Source organism: Pricia antarctica, from assembly GCF_900101815.1.
In the GTDB taxonomy this organism is placed as follows: Bacteria; Bacteroidota; Bacteroidia; order Flavobacteriales; family Flavobacteriaceae; genus Pricia; species Pricia antarctica.
Genome location: NZ_FNAO01000001.1, coordinates 438,780 through 456,891 on the forward strand (window position 1 = coordinate 438,780; position 18,112 = coordinate 456,891).

Consider the following 18,112-nt stretch of genomic DNA (forward strand, 5'->3'; position numbering starts at 1 on the left):
TAAGGCTATCGATCTTTAAAATTAGTGAAGTTGTGAGAAAAAGCGAAGCGATTCTGAGAGAGGTACCCTCGAAGGATCAAAACGGAATACATTGTTGCCTTACGTATATCTTGACACGAGTTGTTTTCGATTCCCGACGCCTATACGTTAAAGTACCACTGCTATCAAATGATACGTTCCGGTGGCGGAAGTACGATTTCCGCCCTATGGTCGGAGTTTCTTAGAAGATAAGGATTGTAAAGAATAGATTCTTGCCATTGGGATAACAAGGAAAAATCGGATAGTCCGTTATTGACGACTTTTTTTTCGTCGAAACTTTTTTTTCCCTGTTCTTGGTGTTCCTCTTCATTAATATTACTGACCACAACAGGTTTATCGACGTCGATCAAAGTAATCACGCTTGGGGCAGCTATGGCAAAAAGCCAAAGACCGAGAAGAATAAAAAGCATGCGTGGTTTCGACATAGAATAATTCGGGTTTGCGTAAAAATAATGGAATCCGCTCCAAAGCACGTTAAGAAAATATTAAAAATCTTTCAAGACCTTGATGTCCTCGGAAGAAATCCATCCCGTAGTACCGTCAGCTATTCGTATTTTTTTCCAACCGTTAAGTGCGTCGAGTATGATTACTTTGGTACCCGCGTGAAGGGCAAATGCCTCTTGGCTTTTTTTGTTGGGCTCTGATTTAACACTTGATTCCTGTGCGAAAACTATAGCAGGCCGATCGGCGTTGAAAGCATTGTATTCCAAGTAGGCGAAAACCAAGGATAGAATTGCGATAAAAAGGGAAACTATGCTCAAGACGAATGCCGAACGTTTTCGCGACGCATATCGGAAATAGTAAAACGCGATGTAGAGCAGTACAAAAAGAACGACAAAAACAACGGCAACATAGGCCCATTGATCAAAAGAGAGATAACCGAGAAGGCTATTGTAGATTTTTGCGAACCCGGTTTCCGGCATGGTTTCGATGGCATCGAGGGTCATATTACGCGCATAGGAAAGATTGTTCTTAATCTCGGAATCGTTAGGCTTCAATAAAAGGGCCTTTTCGTAATAGTAGATGCTGGGCGCAATCTGGTTCAATTTATAATACGCATTACCCAAATTATAGTAAAGCTCGGGGGAGTGCTTACCTTCTTCAAGGATTTCAAGATAACTGTCGACGGCTGCCTGGTACTCCCCACCATTGTATGACTCAGTCGCGCGATCGAATAGAGCCTTGTTTTGTGCGAAGGCCGCAATGCCGATTAGTAAGGTGACTATGAATAGAATTTTTTTCATTATTGTTTTTTGGATGTTTTATCTCATCCTGATTCCTACAACTGTTTGTCCAACTGCGAGATTACCTCGCTAGCGCTGTCATAATCTTGCTGCATTTGCACTTGCGAGAACGGACTGTATCGCGCCATTTCACAATTTTTGAGCAAGGCGATAAAGCCGTCCTTGGTCGATTCGTCAACCTTTTTTTCGTCCAATAGAGATGCGATCTTTTCTTTGTTAAACTCCGAAGTCTCTATTTTGAGCTTGGCCTTTAAATAGTTGTGCAAGCCTTTTTCAAGAGCGATGTAAAACGGTTCTTTGTTGCCGAGTTCTTTACGGGCCTTCGAAAGATATTTCTTAGCTAGTTTATTGGCCCTTCGAATACGGTTACCGACAACATCGCCGGCAATCGCTTCCCGTTTTTTTCCAAAAATGATGGCAAAGGGTATCAGCAACAGGGGCAACAGCAACCACAAATAAAACTGGGTAGACCCGAAAAAATAGTTTGTACCGATAGCGGTCAGATGGGGCTTCAATTTTATAAAATTGAACTGGTTGCCGGTGACTACGGACTGCTTTCCGTTGGAATGTGATGCAGCCGATATATCGTTGGCACTCGTGGGACCTTCCTTAACATTGATAACAACTTCATCGGAAGTAAGCGTTTTGTAGTTTTCCGAAGTGGGGTCAAAATACGTGAATGAGATAGATGGCACAGGATACTTGCCTCTAAAGGAAGGCACAATCGTGTAATTGTTACTTACCGTTCCCTGGGTGCCCGAGAGCGTGGTTCTGACGTTTTCCTCAAATTCGGGCTCGTATACCTCTAACGAGCTGGGCAAAATGGGTTTGGGAAGTTGAAAAAGTTTTAGATTGCCCTTACCACTCACCTGCACCTTGGCCTGTAGCGATTCGGAAGCGTTAAGAAGGGTCTTGCTGGTGGTTACCGAGAAATCGAATTTACCAACGGCACCACTAAAATTGACCGGCTTGCCTTTTTCGGGCAATTCTTTTACGTCAATGGTACGGTTGCCTGCTGACACCGTTTTGACGGCCGGTGAGTAGATGCGCCCCCCGAAAAAATCGCGTTGGTTGGTCGGCACATCTACAGTGACTTCGAGGGAAAGGGGTTCGATTTCCAGTTTTCCCGATTTTTGTGGATAGAGCACTACCCTCTTTAAGATGACGTAGCGATAGGGCTTGCCATCATAGGTGCCGTTTTTTACGTCAGGTCTGGAGACGGGAATATCTTGGCTCCAAAAGTTATTGTACTTCGGATTGTCGAGAGGTTGATAGTTGGAGATACTTATTGACGGGCTGATATACATTTTGTAGACCACACTCACAGCTTCGTTAAGATAGGGATCGGTCTTGGAGACCTCGGCTACGAGATGCAGACTTTCGTCGGCCACATCATCGGCCGTCATTTGATCGCTCGGCTTGTCAACTGCCGGAGTGACCTCAATTTCCTTAGGGGTCGATTTATAGGTCTTACCGGCGATTTCTATGGTCGCCTGTTTGATGGTAAACTTGCCCTGTGATCGTGGAGCCAAGGTATAGGAATAGATTTTGGAATAGCTGCGCACCCCATTGACCCAAGATCTACTTATAGATTGCGAAGGCCCCATAAGCACGCGAAAACCGGTAAAATCAGGAGGATTGAAGTTATCCCCATCCTTGTTCATGGCGAAGTCGACCCGCAGCCTTTCGTTCATTCCCAGCTTGTCTTTGCTGAGCCTCATATCGAAGGTAACGGCATCATTGTCCTGCGCTTTTAGCACAATGGCTAAAAACAACAACGGAACCAGGGTGATATACCTCTTAAATAGTATCATGCTTTCGTTTACCGTTTACGGCAATTATAATCATAGTTGTACTACAAATCCCTATTACCAATCCTTTTCATTTTTGACTTTTGCGCCTTTGACTTTCTGGGCATCTATTTTTTCCTGAACTTTTTTCTCCTCGTTCTGCATGGCATCTAGAAGGTTCTGTACCTGTTGCTTGCTCAGCTGGTCGGGACGGCGCTGCTGGGGCTGATCCTGTTCCTGTTGGTCTCCTTGTTCAGGTTTTTTTTCCTGCTCTTTCTTTTCGTCGCCCTCGCCCTCTTTGTTTTCGTCTTTCTTTTCCTCGTTTTCGTCGCCCTTGTCCCCTTTATCCCCTTCGTCTTTTTTATCCTGTTCTTTGTTCTCGTCTTTGTTATCGCCCTCTTTTTTGTCCTCGTTTTTGTCTTTTTTGTCCTGATCGTCCTTTTTATCTTGGTTTTGGTCGTTCTTTTGCTGGTCTTTTTCGAGCATTTCTTTGGCGAGTGCCAAGTTGTAGCGGGTTTCTTCGTCTGTAGGGTCGTTGCGCAATGCTTCCTTATATGCCTCGACAGCCTTTTGATACTCTTTTCGCTTCATGAATACGTTGCCCATATTATGATAGGCGTCGTGCTTCTCTTCCTTATCGGTAGCAAGTTCCCCAGCCTCCTTAAAGCGTCCAAAGGCCTCACTATAGGTTTTATTATTATAGTACGCATTTCCTAAATTGTAAGGTGCAGCGGCGTTTTCACTGCTTTTGGCAATGGCGCGGCGATAATCCATCTCGGCGTCTACGAATTTATCTTCAGAAAGCTGTTTGTTGCCTTCCCACGTCAGGTCTTTGGATTGTACGAGGGCTTTTTGCTTCGCCTTTTCATCATCTTGGGCGAAAGCTAGGCATCCTATTAAAATAAAAAGATATGTTAGTTTTAGATTCATAATTTTCTTTTAAAGGCCAAAGTTCTTGTTTTAACCTTCTCCATGTTTCGTTCAAGGTTTAATTCTACTTGTGGCAAATTCAAGGTCTACGTCTATTCAATTTTAAACTGTGAACAGCTGCGCGGCGGCGATTGAGCCATAAACTATTCGTGCACCACTTTAATTAAACATACTGCTAACCTCAACCGCAGCTGCCGACATCCTTATTCTAAATCCTTTTCATTGAACAGGTTTAACTTTCGCAACCACTTCGTCTTTTTTTCGAGCGTAAAAACATCCAAAAACAAAAATAAGAGTCCTAAACCCAAAAACCATTGGAACTGATCTTTGAACTCGGCGAACTGTTTGGCCTCGAATTCCTTCTTATCCATCTGCAATAATTGTTCCTTTATGAATTCTACGGCTTCCGCGGTATTATCTCCGTTGATATATTCCCCGTTACCCTCATCGGCAATATCCTTGAGAAAAGTTTCATCTAACTTGGTGATAACAGTTTCCCCTTTATTGTCCTTTTTCAGTGTTTCGACTATCCCGTTTCTTTTAATAGGAATGGGTGCTCCCTTGGTCTTGCCAACACCAATCGTAAATATACGTATGCCCTCGTCGGTCGCTTTTTCAACGGCTTCGAGGGTCGATTCCCCGGAATGGTCCTCGCCATCGGAAATGATGAAAAGTACCCGATTGGTCTGGTCTTGGTCATCGTAATAAGTCGTCGCCAACTCAATCGCCTGGTCGATCGCCGTGCCCTGGGAAGTGAGCATATCGGTATTCATGCTCTGCAAAAACATCTTGGCCGCGCCATAGTCGGTCGTAATCGGCAATTGCGGAAATGCTTGGCCCGCATAGGCTATGATTCCAATACGATCGCTAGCCAATTGATTGATAATTTCGGAGACCAGTCGTTTGGACTTCTCCAACCGGTTGGGCGCAATATCTTCCGCCAACATACTTTTGGATACATCCATAGCAAAAACGATATCGACCCCTTCGCGCTTTACCGTCTCCAGTTTCGTCCCGATTTTCGGATTGACCAGTCCCAAGGTCAAAAAGGCGAGTCCCAGCACTAAAAAGAGCAGTTTTAGTCCCGATTTGAATTTGGATCGATCAGGCGTGAGCCGTTTCAATAACGTCTCATCGGCAAAATTGTTCCGCGTGCGTTTTCTCCAGAGTTGCAGCAGGAAGAACAAGACGACAAGTACCGGAATAATGCCTAGCAGATAAAAATATATTTTTTCGTCGAGTTGAATCATTGTTTAAATTTCAAGCGCAAGTTCAAATTCAAATAAAACTCCGAAACACTGTGTTCCGCAGCACCCATTCCAACAGCAGCAATCCTCCTGCCAAAAGCACCCAAGAACGGAATTTTTCTTCGTACCTAAAGTATTTGAACTCTTCTATATCCGTTTTTTCGAGTTTGTTGATTTCCTCGTAGATCGCTTCCAACTTATCGTTGTCCGTGGCCCTAAAATATTTTCCGCCGGTCACTTTGGCGATATCTTTCAATAAAGGTTCGTCAATCTCTACTTTGCTCATGCCATAGCGGAACGAACCATCGGCGTTATAAGCGATAGGGGTTAGGGCATTGCCGTTCGACCCAAGGCCAATGGTATACGTTTTGATACCGTATTCGATAGCAAGGTCAGCCGCGGTCTGCGGCTCTATAAAACCGGAATTGTTGACCCCGTCGGTCAGTAATATGATAATCTTGCTCACTGCTTTGCTCTCCTTCAAACGATTGACGGCGGTAGCCAGCCCCATACCAATGGCCGTACCATCGTTAAGCTCTCCATACGTAATTTCGCGAAGCGCACTGAGCACAATGGCCTTATCGCTCGTAATCGGCGTTTTCGTGTAGGCTTCCCCGGCATAGGCCACAAGACCGATGCGGTCGTTCGGGCGTTCTTTGATAAAATCTCCCGCCACTTCTTTCAAGGCCGCAAGACGGTTGGGTTTCAGATCACGCGCCAGCATACTTGATGACACATCGATGGCCATAACGATATCGATACCTTTTGTGGTCGTGGTCCGTGTGGAAATATCCTCCGTCTGGGGGCGTGCCATGGCCGTTATGATTGCCGCGAGCGCTAAAAGTCGAAGTACAAACAGGAAGGGTTTCAACCGGGGAAGAAAACCAGACCCTGAAAAACCTTTGATAGTGGGCATTTTCAGCGAGGCCACCTGTTCCCTGCGTTTGTAGAAATACCACAGCACGGCCAAAGGAAGCAACAATAGCAACCAAAAGAATTCAGGATTTGCAAATGTTATATTCGTAAGCATTTATACTTCCGTTTTTACTTCTACCGTGTTCAGTATGCGTTCTACGATCTGTTCGGCATAGGTGTCTCCATCCCTCCAGGTCAGCATCACTTGTTGCTGAAAACCTTTTCCGCCAAATAGCAGCAAACTGTATTTTCCCTGTACGGGTTCTTTGGAATCGGTTACGGCGAACTTTGCGCTTCCATAGACCTTGACCCCTTTTACGCCGGTCACCGTTGTAAATTCCTCATCTTTCGTGATAATATTCTTGGCACCCCTGCTTTCCATATTTTTGACGAAGGCATCGATCGATTTCTCATAATCCGGTTCCGTATCTTGTGAAAGCAAGGTGGAGACCGCGCTGATCGAGAACAGGCCGTCTGCACTTTCATACCGAAATACCTGTAATTCATTTATGTTCGCCTTTTGCTCCGGGGGTATTTCCCTTTTCTGCCTTTTCAAAACTTTAGGCGTTTCCAAGCTTATTGGTGGATAGCCATAGGTACTTGCAATCCATTCACCTTCGAGCAAGGTCTTGGTCGGATGGCCGAATACGGAATCCTTTACCGGGGCGAAGCCGTATTGGTTCACAGCAATACCGGTCGCAATTAGCAGGAAGCCGATGACAGCAGCCGCCGCAATTATGATTTTTCGGCGCTGCTGCTTGTGCGCCTGTTCCTCTTTATATTCTTCTTGCTCCATTAGCTCTTCGAGGGTTGGTTCGGGCAGGGCATCGTGGGTCTTGGTAACGATTTCCTCTATAGCGTTTCGGTCGTTCTGTGCAATGGATGATTCCGGTCGCGACTTTGCGAACTTGACCAAATCGGCTGTTTGCAAGATACGTTTGAACTGTTTCAAGGTGTCGTCCTCAAGCTTCAGTTCCCCGGCATCCCTGAGCATTTCCAATTTTCCGATCAGCTCGTCGGTCGTACTTTCCATTGCCGACACGTGTACATCTTCTTCGAGATACAAACGCACAATGTCGGTAAGCTCTGAATAATATTGTTTGTATTCGTCTTGGATAAGATATTTGGAATTCTCCAGTCTTTTCAGTTCCAGTAACGCCCGATCATAGGCAGGCAATAAGGCTACTTTTTCTTCTTCGGATAAAGGCTTTTTCCGGAAGACGAACCAATAGAGAAGTCCGCCGATAACCGCTAATCCCAAAAGGATGCCCAAAACCCACATCCAAAGTTCGGAACGGCTCTTCTGGACCTCCATCAACGGCTTGATATCGTACATTTTCTGGGCAAGGGTATCTACCGCCACATTCGCCACATTAACCATGGCCGAATCGGTAAAAAAGCCCTTACCGTTGATTTCGATACGTTGCGTGGGGAGTTTATAGGCCCCGGAATCGAACTGGGTGAGCGCGTAGATTTTCTGCAAGGTCATCCGGTCGTTCTTGCGGGTAGTATCCGTCGCAAAAGCTTCCACGGTTTCCAAGGGGGAAAACGTCTGTCCTTCGGGAAAAATCACCTGTGCCGTGGAGTCGGCCTCAACGGTGACTGTAAACTTGACCTGTTCCCCAATCTTGATATCTGTGGTATCGACCTTTGAGGTCACTGATGGGTTTTTTTGGGAAAAACCAATACATATAAAGAAAAGAAGGAACAAAAGCAACAGATACCTCTGGCTATTGCTCGTATCGGTGCACCGGCATCGCAAGCATTGTGATGCTACCTTCGTACCTCGTATGTCGTACTTCGAACCTTGCATTATCCTCTTCGCTTAAAATACCCCAACAATTTCTTTACATAGCTTTCGTCGACCCTACAACTCAATGTGCCACAGCCGGATTTCGTAAAGGTTTCAGTAAAATAATCGACCCGCTGGCGGTAATAATTGCCATAGGCATTACGGACGCTTTTCGATTGGGTGTTCACTAATTGCACCCTACCCGTCTCGGCATCCTGCATCTGTACCATGCCGAGATTCGGAATAGATTCTTCTCGTTCATCGTAAATCCGGATTCCCGTAACGTCGTGCTTATTCCCCGAAATTTTCAAGGCCGTTTCATAATCGTCTGCGATAAAATCGGACAGCACAAAAACAATAGCTCTTTTCTTCATCACGCTGCTCATAAATTTCAAGGCTTCCGCTAAATCGGTACGGTTGCTTTTCGGCTTGAATTCCAACAACTCCCGGATAATCCGCAGTACATGACTTTTTCCTTTTTTCGGAGGAATATATAATTCCACGGCATCGGAAAACAGCATCAAGCCCGCCTTATCATTATTTTGTAGCGCCGAAAACGCCAAAGTGGCCGATATTTCAATGATAATATCCTTTTTGAACTGGTTGGTAGTTCCGAACAGTTCCGAGCCGCTGACGTCGATCATCAACATCATCGTCAGTTCGCGTTCCTCCTCAAAAACCTTTATATAAGGCTCGTTGTAGCGGGCGGTAACGTTCCAATCGATACTGCGCACATCGTCGCCGAATTGATATTGCCGCACCTCGCTAAAGGTCATACCGCGACCCTTAAAAGTGGAATGGTATTCCCCACCAAAAATGTGATCGGAAAGACGGCGTGTCTTGATTTCGATCTTACGTACTTTCTTAAGTAGTTCTTTGGTATCCATAGGTAGGGGCAGTGTTGAGTGGGCAATCGGTAGTAGGCTCGCTCAACACTCAAAAAAAGCACTGTTAACCGGCTACTGTTTACGGCCTACTTTTTCACGGTACTTCAATCTCGTTGACAATCTTGTTGATGATTTCTTCGGAAGTAATGTTCTCGGCCTCTGCCTCATACGTAATGCCGATTCTGTGTCGTAATACATCATGCACAACTGCGCGTACATCTTCTGGCACTACATAGCCCCGGCGTTTGATAAAGGCGTAACACTTAGCGGCGGCGCCTAGATTAATACTCCCCCTTGGGGATGCCCCAAAACTGATAAGGGGTTTCAGATTTTCAAGATTGTATTTTTCGGGATATCGGGTAGCGAAGACCAAATCGAGAATGTATTTCTCGATTTTTTCATCCATGTAAACCTCTCGGACCGCTTTTTGGGCACTTAATATCTGGTTTATGCTTACAACTGGGTTTACCTTGTCATAGGCACCTAACAGATTTTGGCGCATGATCAACTGCTCTTCTTTCATCTTCGGGTAATCTATGACAGTCTTGAGCATAAAACGGTCGACCTGTGCTTCCGGCAGTGGATAGGTTCCCTCTTGTTCGATAGGGTTTTGGGTGGCCATGACCAAGAAAGGTTTGTCTAGAATGAAAGTTTCGTCACCGATGGTCACCTGCTTTTCCTGCATGGCCTCCAAAAGGGCGGATTGTACTTTGGCAGGGGCACGGTTGATTTCATCGGCCAACACGAAATTGGCGAAAATGGGTCCTTTTTTAATGGAGAAGTCGCTCAGTTTCATATTGTAGATCAAGGTACCCACAACATCGGCGGGCAATAAATCCGGAGTAAACTGAATTCGGCTGAAACTACCCTTTACGGCTTTGGCCAAGGTATTTATGGCCAAGGTTTTTGCCAGTCCGGGAACCCCCTCGAGCAAAATATGGCCCTGACCGAGAAGACCGATCAACAGGCGTTCAATCATGTGTTTTTGGCCGACGATGACCTTGTTCATTTCGGTAATCAACAGATCGATAAAGGCACTTTCCCGTTCGATTTTTTCGTTCACCGCGCTGATATCGACAGCTGTATTTTCTTCCATAGAATTTTAAGGTATTTTTGGAGTAGGTTTGTTACCCTTTTAAATAGGCATGCAAATTGAAAATTTATTACTTGTCTCGCTGTTAACGATTGGTTAAATAATTTGCCAAGCCCCGATTTTTATGAAGAGTTTAAGGGATTTGTAAGACTTCTTTTCGACATTCACAGAACAAAACACGGAACTACCAAAATAAGTAACTTTGGCTTAGATAAAAATTAAACTATGGAACAAGAACAGAACAAAAATTCAGCAAAGAATCGAATTGCCCTTATTACAGGCGCAACTAGTGGTATAGGAAAGGCGACCGCCATACTTTTCGCAATAGAAGGCATCCACTTGGTTCTCTGTGGAAGACGTCAAGATCGGTTGGATGCGCTACAAAAAGAATTGGCCAAACAAACCAAGGTAACTTCCTTGACTTTTGACGTTCGGGATAAAGATGCCGTGTTCGAAGCCATTGATTCGCTTCCTTCGGAGTTTACGAACATCGACATCCTTATAAACAATGCAGGCAACGCCCATGGTCTTGACCCTATCGAAGAAGGCAACACCGACGATTGGGATGCCATGCTCGATATCAACGTCAAAGGATTGTTGTATGTTTCAAAGGCAGTTATCCCAGGAATGATCGAAAGGAAGTCCGGCCATATCATCAACATTGGGTCTACGGCTGGCAAGGAAGTCTACCCAAAAGGCAATGTCTATTGCGCCAGCAAACATGCCGTGGACGCCCTGACTACAGGTATGCGAATGGACCTCAACCCGTATAAGATAAAAGTAGGGGCGGTGAACCCCGGCGCGGTCGAAACCGAATTTAGCAACGTTCGCTTCAAGGGTGACAGCGAAAAGGCGGATGCCGTATATAATGGTTTTCAGCCTTTGGTGGCCGAGGATATCGCCGAAGCCTTGTATTTTGTGGTGACCCGTCCGCCGCATGTGAATATTGCCGACCTGACCATTACGCCCACGGCGCAGGCCTCGGCGACTGTTTGGAATAAAGATTAAGCCCGAATTCGTTTAAAATGATCAACAAACGCCTTCTTGTCAAAAACCTGCTCGCCCATAACGACGAGAACAGCTTTTATGACAAAAAACGTTTTATCGACATCGGACAGAAAGAAGGAAAGGCTAAATTCCTAAAACATGTCTGTGCCTTGGCGAACAGCAATCCAAAGAATCATTCATTCATCGTGGTCGGTGTCGAGGACGAGGACAATAAAATCGTGGGCGTCGACTTTTTCGATGATAGCAAAATCCAGAATCTGGTCAATGCCTATTTGGATAATCCGCCGCTGATATCGTATGAGAACATTCCCTTTCCGCATTTACCTGAAGGGAAAGTGGTCGGCTTGGTCACCATAAAATCAAATGGTAAAGTGTGCGCCCTACGTAAGAATATTTGGAAATATTATGGTGGCATGGTATTTTTTCGTGAAGGTAGCATCAGTATGCCGAAAGCATACGACATTGAATTAAAGAACATTAATTCCGAGGCCGTTGCCACTATTGAACAGCACGCCAAAAACAATATTGAACTTACCCTTAACGGCGTAATCGACTTCCTCAACCACCGCCATCCGGATCTTGAGAGTGATTATAAGGTGTTTAAAGAGCAATTTGTGGTCTGCTGGGCCGGAAACCGCAAAAAAGTGAAGGACAAAACCTATTTTTCAAGGGTCGATATCGAACTGATCAACGAACAGGTAAAATTATTTTATTCCACTTTAGATGAGATTACTATTGACTACGATGAGCATTCATTTACCACGAAAGAGTATGTTCAATTAGGACTTGGCAAAAAACAGAACTACCATCCTTTGGAGGAAGTTGTCATCAATTTTGAAGATAATGGTACCTATCAGATACAGAGCAAACTTCTTTTTGAGCCTCCAAACTATGATAAAAAAAGCCTGCATCATATTTTTAATGCCAACAACGCGCTGCTCCAAAAATTACAAAAGAATATCGCCTTGACCCCTTCTGAAAAAAAGGATTTGGAACATCTGCCCGACACCTATTTAATCTGCTATTTGAACAGTTTCGACGAAGCGAAGAACCGGATGGATGCTGCACGGCCCTTTTTGAAAAAGTATGACGAAAAAGTATACCGGTCGCTTAAAGAGGCGTTACGAATTTTGAGAAAGGTGCAGTATAGTTAATGTAAATGAATTCAATTGCATAGCGCAGATAAATCAAGAAAAAAATAAGAGTTTGATGAAGACCTATTCTTTCGGAAGGAAAATCACGGGTTTTTTGTTTATTTTTATGCTGTATTGTTAAATAAACAATAGAAGTCATTCAGAGATATTGTTTGGAACCGAGAATATCGGCTTTTTAGGTCTGATGAAGTCATTTTTTAAGACCATAATAGGGCTATGGTTTTAAAAAAAAGAGATCTGGCCTTACATGTGATATTGGTTGGGAAAAGAAAAAGTCTAAATGAGTTCATAGTATAAACTTTGTTAACTAAAATTATGGGACATAAACCTCTAAAAAACATCGTGTTGACTTTAATTACTGTAATCGGGCCTCTTTCCAATATCATGGGTCAGGTATCTACAGCCGAAGCGTTTAACCTTCTGATCGGCACTTATACCGAGCCCGGAAAGAGCGATGGTATCTATGTTTATAAATTCGATGGTAAAACAGGGGAATTTAGCTACCGTGCCGAAGCCACAGGTGTTAAAAATCCGTCTTTCCTGACGGCTTCCAAAGATGGCAAACAGGTGTATTCCGTTAGTGAGGTTGGTGAGGGGAAAGGATCGGTCAGTGCATTTTCCTTTGATCCCACCTCGGGAAAACTTGATTTTTTAAATAGTGCAAGTTCGGGCGGTGACGGACCGTGTTATGTTTCGGTGGACGATAAAAACAAGCTTGTTTTCGTGGGCAATTATAGTGGAGGAAGTTTGTCCGCCGTTCCAGTCAAGGCCGATGGTTCATTGGGGTCTGACATTCAATCCATTCAGCACAAAGGAAACAGTATCCTCAAAAATCAAACGAAACCGCACGTTCATTCCACAGTTTTATCCCCCGATAACAAATATCTCTACGTGCCCGATCTTGGAACGGACAAGGTGAATATTTATAATGTAGACCTTACTAAATCCTCCCCGCTGACAACGGCGGATCCCCCTTTCGTAAGCGTTGAGGCCGGCAACGGACCACGGCATTTCACCTTTCATCCCAACGGGAAATTTGCTTACTTGATCCAGGAGATGACGGGAAATGTGACCGTTTTCGAGTATCATGACGGAAAATTACGGGCCAAACAATCGGTCACGTTGGCGCCCCAAGGTTATAATGGGCCAATAGATGCCGCCGACATACATATTTCGCCCGATGGCAAATTTCTTTACGGATCGCTACGGGGCAATATCGATGAGGTGGTTATTTATGCCATAAACAAGAACGGAAAATTGACCTATGCAGGCCGTCAATCCACCTTGGGCAAGAACCCCCGTAATTTCGCCATAGACCCCACGGGAAACTTTCTGCTGGTCGCAAACGGAGGCAGTGACGAAATCGTTGTGTTCAAACGGAATCGCGAAACAGGACTGCTGATGCCTGCCGGAAAGACCATAAAGGTCGGCGCACCGGTATGCCTGAAATTTGTGCCGATAAAATGACAGGTGCTGAATTCAGATCGATGGTCAAGGTGACCAGGTGGCATATCCTATTGTAAATTATTAAAACACGTAGTAATGAAACGCAGGGAAATCATTAAGTGGGCCGCGGTAACACCGGCGGTAGGCGCAATCATTGGGAGTCTTGTCCCATTCCAGTCCGTATTCGCCGCCCCGGACGTAAAATTGGGACCGAAGCGAAATCTGATCAAGGAACTTGGCCTGCGCACCTTTATCAATGCCGCGGGAACCTACACCACGATGACCGCTTCATTAATGAACGAAGAAGTAATGGAAGCCATTGACGATTCTTCCCGGGAGTTTATTATGTTGAACGAGGTGCAGGACAAGGTCGGGGAAAAAATAGCCCAAATGGTACATTCGGAAGCGGCCATGGTTACCGCAGGCGCCTTTTCGGCCCTGACCTTGGGCATGGCAGGAATACTTACCGGCACAGACCAAGAAAAGATAAAACAACTCCCCCATCGTTTGGATGAGGCCGGGATCAAGTCTGAGGTAATCATTCAAAAAGCACACTTCGATGGTTATGAACATGCGCTGTCAAATACGGGAATTTCATTGGTTCCCGTAGAAACAGCCAATGATGTCGACAGAGCCGTAAACCAAAAGTCGGCATCGATGCACTTTTTGAACTGCAATACCCTGGAAGGGAAAATAAAGCATGAAGAATGGCTTCAGTTGGCGAAAAAGCACAATCTACCGGCCACTATAGACATCGCCGCCGATGTTCCCCCGGTCTCCAATCTTTGGAAGTTCAACGATATGGGCTTTAGTTTTGTTGCCCTTTCGGGCGGGAAGGCGATATGTGGTCCTCAAAGTGCCGGCGTATTGATGGGTAAAAAAAATATTGTTGCGGCCGCCAGGCTCAATGATTCCCCAAATGGGCGTACCATTGGCCGCGGAATGAAGGTCAACAAAGAAGAAATGTTGGGTATGTACGCCGCGTTGGATAGTTACCTAAAAAGGGACCATGATAAGGAGTGGAAAATGTGGGAAGATCGTGTTGCGGCAATCAAAGGTGCCGTTACGAAAGTTAAAGGCGTAGAGGTCACTGTTACCGTTCCGCCCATCGCCAATCACTCCCCGAAAATGAATATTAAGTGGGACAGGGAACAAACAAAAATTGTTCGCAGCGAACTAGGGGATAGATTGCGCCAAGGAAACCCCTCGATCGAGGTAATTGCTTGGGGCGATGATGAAAACAGCATCGATCTTACGGTATTTATGTTGAAGCCGGGACAAGAAAAAATCGTAGGGAAACGTATTTTCAAGGAACTTTCGAAAGCATCTTCATAATTTAAAAGTTCGAATATTAAGTCGATTATCTTTAACCGGAATGTATAATAATACGATTTCAAAATAATGATCAGTAGTTTTATACTCTTTTTCAATGCTTCTTACGCCACAATAATGTCGGGTAAAATTTGGTCCTTATTTATATTTCCCTTTCTAGTTTGTATAAGCTTTTGTCGGTGTTCCCCAGAATTGCCTGCCGGCGACCCGGATAATGGCGGACTCTTTTTACCGGAAGGCTTTGATGCCTTGGTCGTGGTCGATAGCCTAGAGGGACGCGCCAGGCACTTGGCCGTAAACCACAACGGCGATATCTATGTAAAGTTGCGGTTTCCCGATTCCATAGGGGGCAACGCTGCCCTACGCGATACCGACAACGACGGCAAGGCCGATATTATAGAGACCTTCGGCGATTACCTCGACAAAAGCAGCTACGGAACGGCAATGCGAATTCACAACGGCTATTTATACTACAGTTCCGTAACCCGCATCCTCCGTCAGAAATTGACCGGAAAATTGGTGCCGGACTCCGAAATGGAGCTGATAGTGACCGACACACAGCCCCCAAGGCAACATGATACCAAACCTATAGCGTTCGATAAAAAGGGAAATTTGTATACCCCGTTCGGAGCACCTTCCGACGCCTGTCAAGAAGACGACAGGGTGTTCATGTCCCCCGGCATCGACCCCTGCCCTATCCTTGAACACCGTGCCGGCATATGGAAGTTCGATGCCAATAAAAAAGGACAGTTCCAAAGGGACGGGGAAAAATTCGCTACGGGCCTGAGAAGTGTCGTTGCTTTGGAATGGAACGACCAAGATGATAACCTGTTTACCCTTGCCCATGGCAGGGACCATATATATAATACCTGGCCGGAAATATATACGGTATGGGAAGGTTCCGTATTACCTTCCGAAGTTTTTCTAAAGCTCAAGAAAGGTTCCGATGCGGGCTGGCCGTACCATTATTACAATCAGATAAAAGAAGATTATTTTCTGAGTCCGGAATACGGCGGGGACGGAAAGAAACAGGGCGAAAACGTAGATTCATTGGTAAAGCCATTGATCGGGTTTCCAGGGCATTTTGCCCCCAATGATCTTTTGTTTTATACGGGAGACCAATTTCCAGAGCATTATAAAAACGGCGCTTTTATGGCGTTTCACGGTTCTACAAGTAGTGCCCCCTATCCGCAGACAGGATATTTTATCGCCTTCGTGCCAATGGCTAAGGGAATGCCTTCCGGACCTTGGGAGGTTTTTGCAGACGGTTTTGCAGGGGTAGATACCATAATCAATACCAGCGATGCCAAATATCGTCCGATGGGCCTTGCGATGGGGCCGGATGGCTCGATATATATATCCGATACGGAAAAAGGTAAAATATGGAGGGTCATGTTCAAAGGGGATAAGGGAAAATTCGGCAAGGCGCAATTGGCGAAAATGGAAGACCGAAAAAAACAAGCATCGAATATAAAAACTCCCGATGAGGTAAAGGATATCGTGGCTACGGAAGAGGATGGCTTTTTTCCAAAAACGGGAAATATGGCGGAAGGTGCAAAATTGTACAACATCCATTGCGCACTCTGCCATCAAAAAAACGGCCGGGGCAACGACCGCTTTCCACCTTTGAACTATTCCGATTGGGTCAATGGCGACAAGGAAAGGTTGACCGACGTGGTACTGAACGGACTCGAAGGCGAGATTAGGGTGCATGGCAGGTCGTACAACAATGTAATGCCCAAGCAAGACCATCTTAAGAACGAGGATATTGCACTCATTCTAACGTACATCAGACAGAACTTTGGCAATCGTTCAAACGGTATAGTTCCCGAAGAGGTGGCCAAAGTCAGGAAAGCGACCACCAAATCCCCATGATTGTAAATTATTGAACCTGAACGAATAAAGAGCAACAGATGAAAACCGAAAGAAGATCGGCCATCAAGAAGATATTGGCCTCGACCACTGCGTTGGTCGGTCTTGGCCCTATGGCCATGGCGAAAAATAAAGAAGCGGAAACCACCCCGGTCGCTATCCCAAAAAAACACGATTATTTTGAGGAACTGGGCATTACCCGTGTTATTAACGCCGGGGCCACCATGACGTTTCTATCGGGTTCATTAATGATGCCCGAGACCATGGAGGCCATCAATGCAACGGCACACGATTTTGCCGATATGTACGAACTACAGGACAAGGTCGGGGCCAAATTGGCCGAAATGCTGCACTGTGAAGCGGCCATGGTCACCTCTGGGGCGGCAGCCGCATTGGTACTGGGTACGGCGGGCATCATTACGGGTACCGATGCAGATAAGAGAAAGCAATTACCAAACTTTCCTGGACCACGCCCCGAGGTCATCATGCAAAAAAGCCATCGCTACGTTTTCGATCAGGCCATTACCACGACCGGTGCCAAGATCATAGAGGTGGAGGGCCCGGAGGAAATGGAAATGGCCATCAACAAGAATACGGTAATGGCGCTTTTCTTTAATGCAGCTGTATCATGGTTTGGCACAGAGGATACCATAGACCATGAAGCGTTTGTTGGCATTTGTAAGCGGAATAATATTCCTTCCTTCATCGATGCCGCAGCGGATGTTCCCCCAGTGGAAAACCTCTTTAAATACCAAAAAATGGGCTTTGACCTAGTTACCTTTTCCGGTGGCAAGATGATCCGCGGTCCCCAGAGTACGGGACTGCTTTTCGGGAGAAAAGATCTTATAGAGGCCGCCAAACTGAACAATAGCCCTCACGAGGCCCCTTTAGGCCGCCCGATGAAAGTGAACAAGGAGGAAATGTTCGGTATGTACGCCGCGCTCAAATCCTATCTGGAACGCGACCATAAGAAAGAGTGGCAAGATTGGCTTGCCCGTGCCGAGAACATCAGATCGGAAATTATGGGCATTCAAAGTGTAAAGGGAAAGATCCATGTACCTGACGGACCGGCAAATGTGGTACCCAGCCTGCACGTGACCTGGGATTCAAAACAGGTCAGGACAACCCCCAAGCAAGTCCATGAGGCCCTCAAAAGTGGAACGCCCAGTATTTTTTGCGCCCTTGGGGAAAAAGACGGTGAGGCACTTTTGAGCGTCGGCGTGGTATTGCTGAGACCGGAGCAGGTCGCCATCGTAGCCGATCGGCTTAAGGCCGTTTTACGGAAGGCGGTCTGATAAAGACATGCGCCCTTTTTTTAGGGATGGTTTGCTATTTAACCTATTTATATAACCAGAAACAACCT

At 45.6% G+C, this 18,112-nt stretch carries 15 protein-coding genes; 6 read left to right on the plus strand and 9 right to left on the minus strand.

All coding sequences use genetic code 11. The features are described from left to right. Positions 1 to 164 precede the first annotated feature (164 nt). From BLT07_RS01820 to BLT07_RS01860, 9 genes are all read right to left on the minus strand, one after another. Complete coding sequence (locus BLT07_RS01820; RefSeq protein WP_091865120.1) at positions 165 to 464, minus strand: hypothetical protein; 300 nt, start codon at positions 462 to 464, stop codon at positions 165 to 167. Positions 465 to 524: 60 nt separating this feature from the next. After that, positions 525 to 1,283: an SH3 domain-containing protein gene (locus BLT07_RS01825; protein WP_091865122.1), complete on the minus strand. Its 759-nt coding sequence runs from the start codon at positions 1,281 to 1,283 to the stop codon at positions 525 to 527. Positions 1,284 to 1,318: 35 nt separating this feature from the next. Continuing rightward, complete coding sequence (locus tag BLT07_RS01830; RefSeq protein ID WP_091865124.1) at positions 1,319 to 3,097, minus strand: BatD family protein; 1,779 nt, start codon at positions 3,095 to 3,097, stop codon at positions 1,319 to 1,321. Between the two features lie 54 nt (positions 3,098 to 3,151). Next, positions 3,152 to 4,003, minus strand: a complete 852-nt coding sequence (locus BLT07_RS01835; RefSeq protein ID WP_091865126.1) for a tetratricopeptide repeat protein — start codon at positions 4,001 to 4,003, stop codon at positions 3,152 to 3,154. 203 nt (positions 4,004 to 4,206) lie between these two features. Then, on the minus strand, positions 4,207 to 5,253 hold the full coding sequence (locus BLT07_RS01840) for a VWA domain-containing protein (protein ID WP_091865128.1): 1,047 nt from the start codon (positions 5,251 to 5,253) through the stop codon (positions 4,207 to 4,209). 28 nt (positions 5,254 to 5,281) lie between these two features. Next, the gene (locus BLT07_RS01845; protein ID WP_091865130.1) at positions 5,282 to 6,280 is read right to left on the minus strand and encodes a vWA domain-containing protein; all 999 of its coding nucleotides are present in this window, start codon (positions 6,278 to 6,280) and stop codon (positions 5,282 to 5,284) included. After that, the gene (locus tag BLT07_RS01850; RefSeq protein WP_394331302.1) at positions 6,281 to 7,927 is read right to left on the minus strand and encodes a hypothetical protein; all 1,647 of its coding nucleotides are present in this window, start codon (positions 7,925 to 7,927) and stop codon (positions 6,281 to 6,283) included. It lies immediately after the preceding gene. 50 nt (positions 7,928 to 7,977) lie between these two features. Next, positions 7,978 to 8,844 (minus strand): DUF58 domain-containing protein, encoded by an 867-nt coding sequence (locus BLT07_RS01855; protein WP_091865131.1) that lies wholly within the window; start codon positions 8,842 to 8,844, stop codon positions 7,978 to 7,980. 94 nt (positions 8,845 to 8,938) lie between these two features. Then, complete coding sequence (locus BLT07_RS01860; protein WP_091865133.1) at positions 8,939 to 9,940, minus strand: AAA family ATPase; 1,002 nt, start codon at positions 9,938 to 9,940, stop codon at positions 8,939 to 8,941. 222 nt (positions 9,941 to 10,162) lie between these two features. On the opposite strand from BLT07_RS01860, the gene BLT07_RS01865 reads away from it, so the two are divergent. From BLT07_RS01865 to BLT07_RS01890, 6 genes are all read left to right on the plus strand, one after another. After that, positions 10,163 to 10,945 (plus strand): SDR family NAD(P)-dependent oxidoreductase, encoded by a 783-nt coding sequence (locus BLT07_RS01865; protein WP_091865135.1) that lies wholly within the window; start codon positions 10,163 to 10,165, stop codon positions 10,943 to 10,945. Between the two features lie 17 nt (positions 10,946 to 10,962). Then, positions 10,963 to 12,099, plus strand: a complete 1,137-nt coding sequence (locus BLT07_RS01870) for an ATP-binding protein (protein ID WP_091865137.1) — start codon at positions 10,963 to 10,965, stop codon at positions 12,097 to 12,099. 315 nt (positions 12,100 to 12,414) lie between these two features. Then, positions 12,415 to 13,566, plus strand: a complete 1,152-nt coding sequence (locus BLT07_RS01875; protein ID WP_091865139.1) for a lactonase family protein — start codon at positions 12,415 to 12,417, stop codon at positions 13,564 to 13,566. Positions 13,567 to 13,641: 75 nt separating this feature from the next. Next, positions 13,642 to 14,880 (plus strand): selenocysteine synthase, encoded by a 1,239-nt coding sequence (locus tag BLT07_RS01880; protein WP_091865141.1) that lies wholly within the window; start codon positions 13,642 to 13,644, stop codon positions 14,878 to 14,880. A gap of 189 nt (positions 14,881 to 15,069) precedes the next feature. Continuing rightward, positions 15,070 to 16,752 (plus strand): PQQ-dependent sugar dehydrogenase, encoded by a 1,683-nt coding sequence (locus BLT07_RS01885; protein ID WP_217633275.1) that lies wholly within the window; start codon positions 15,070 to 15,072, stop codon positions 16,750 to 16,752. Positions 16,753 to 16,790: 38 nt separating this feature from the next. Beyond that, positions 16,791 to 18,044: an aminotransferase class V-fold PLP-dependent enzyme gene (locus tag BLT07_RS01890; RefSeq protein ID WP_091865143.1), complete on the plus strand. Its 1,254-nt coding sequence runs from the start codon at positions 16,791 to 16,793 to the stop codon at positions 18,042 to 18,044. Positions 18,045 to 18,112: the final 68 nt, after the last annotated feature.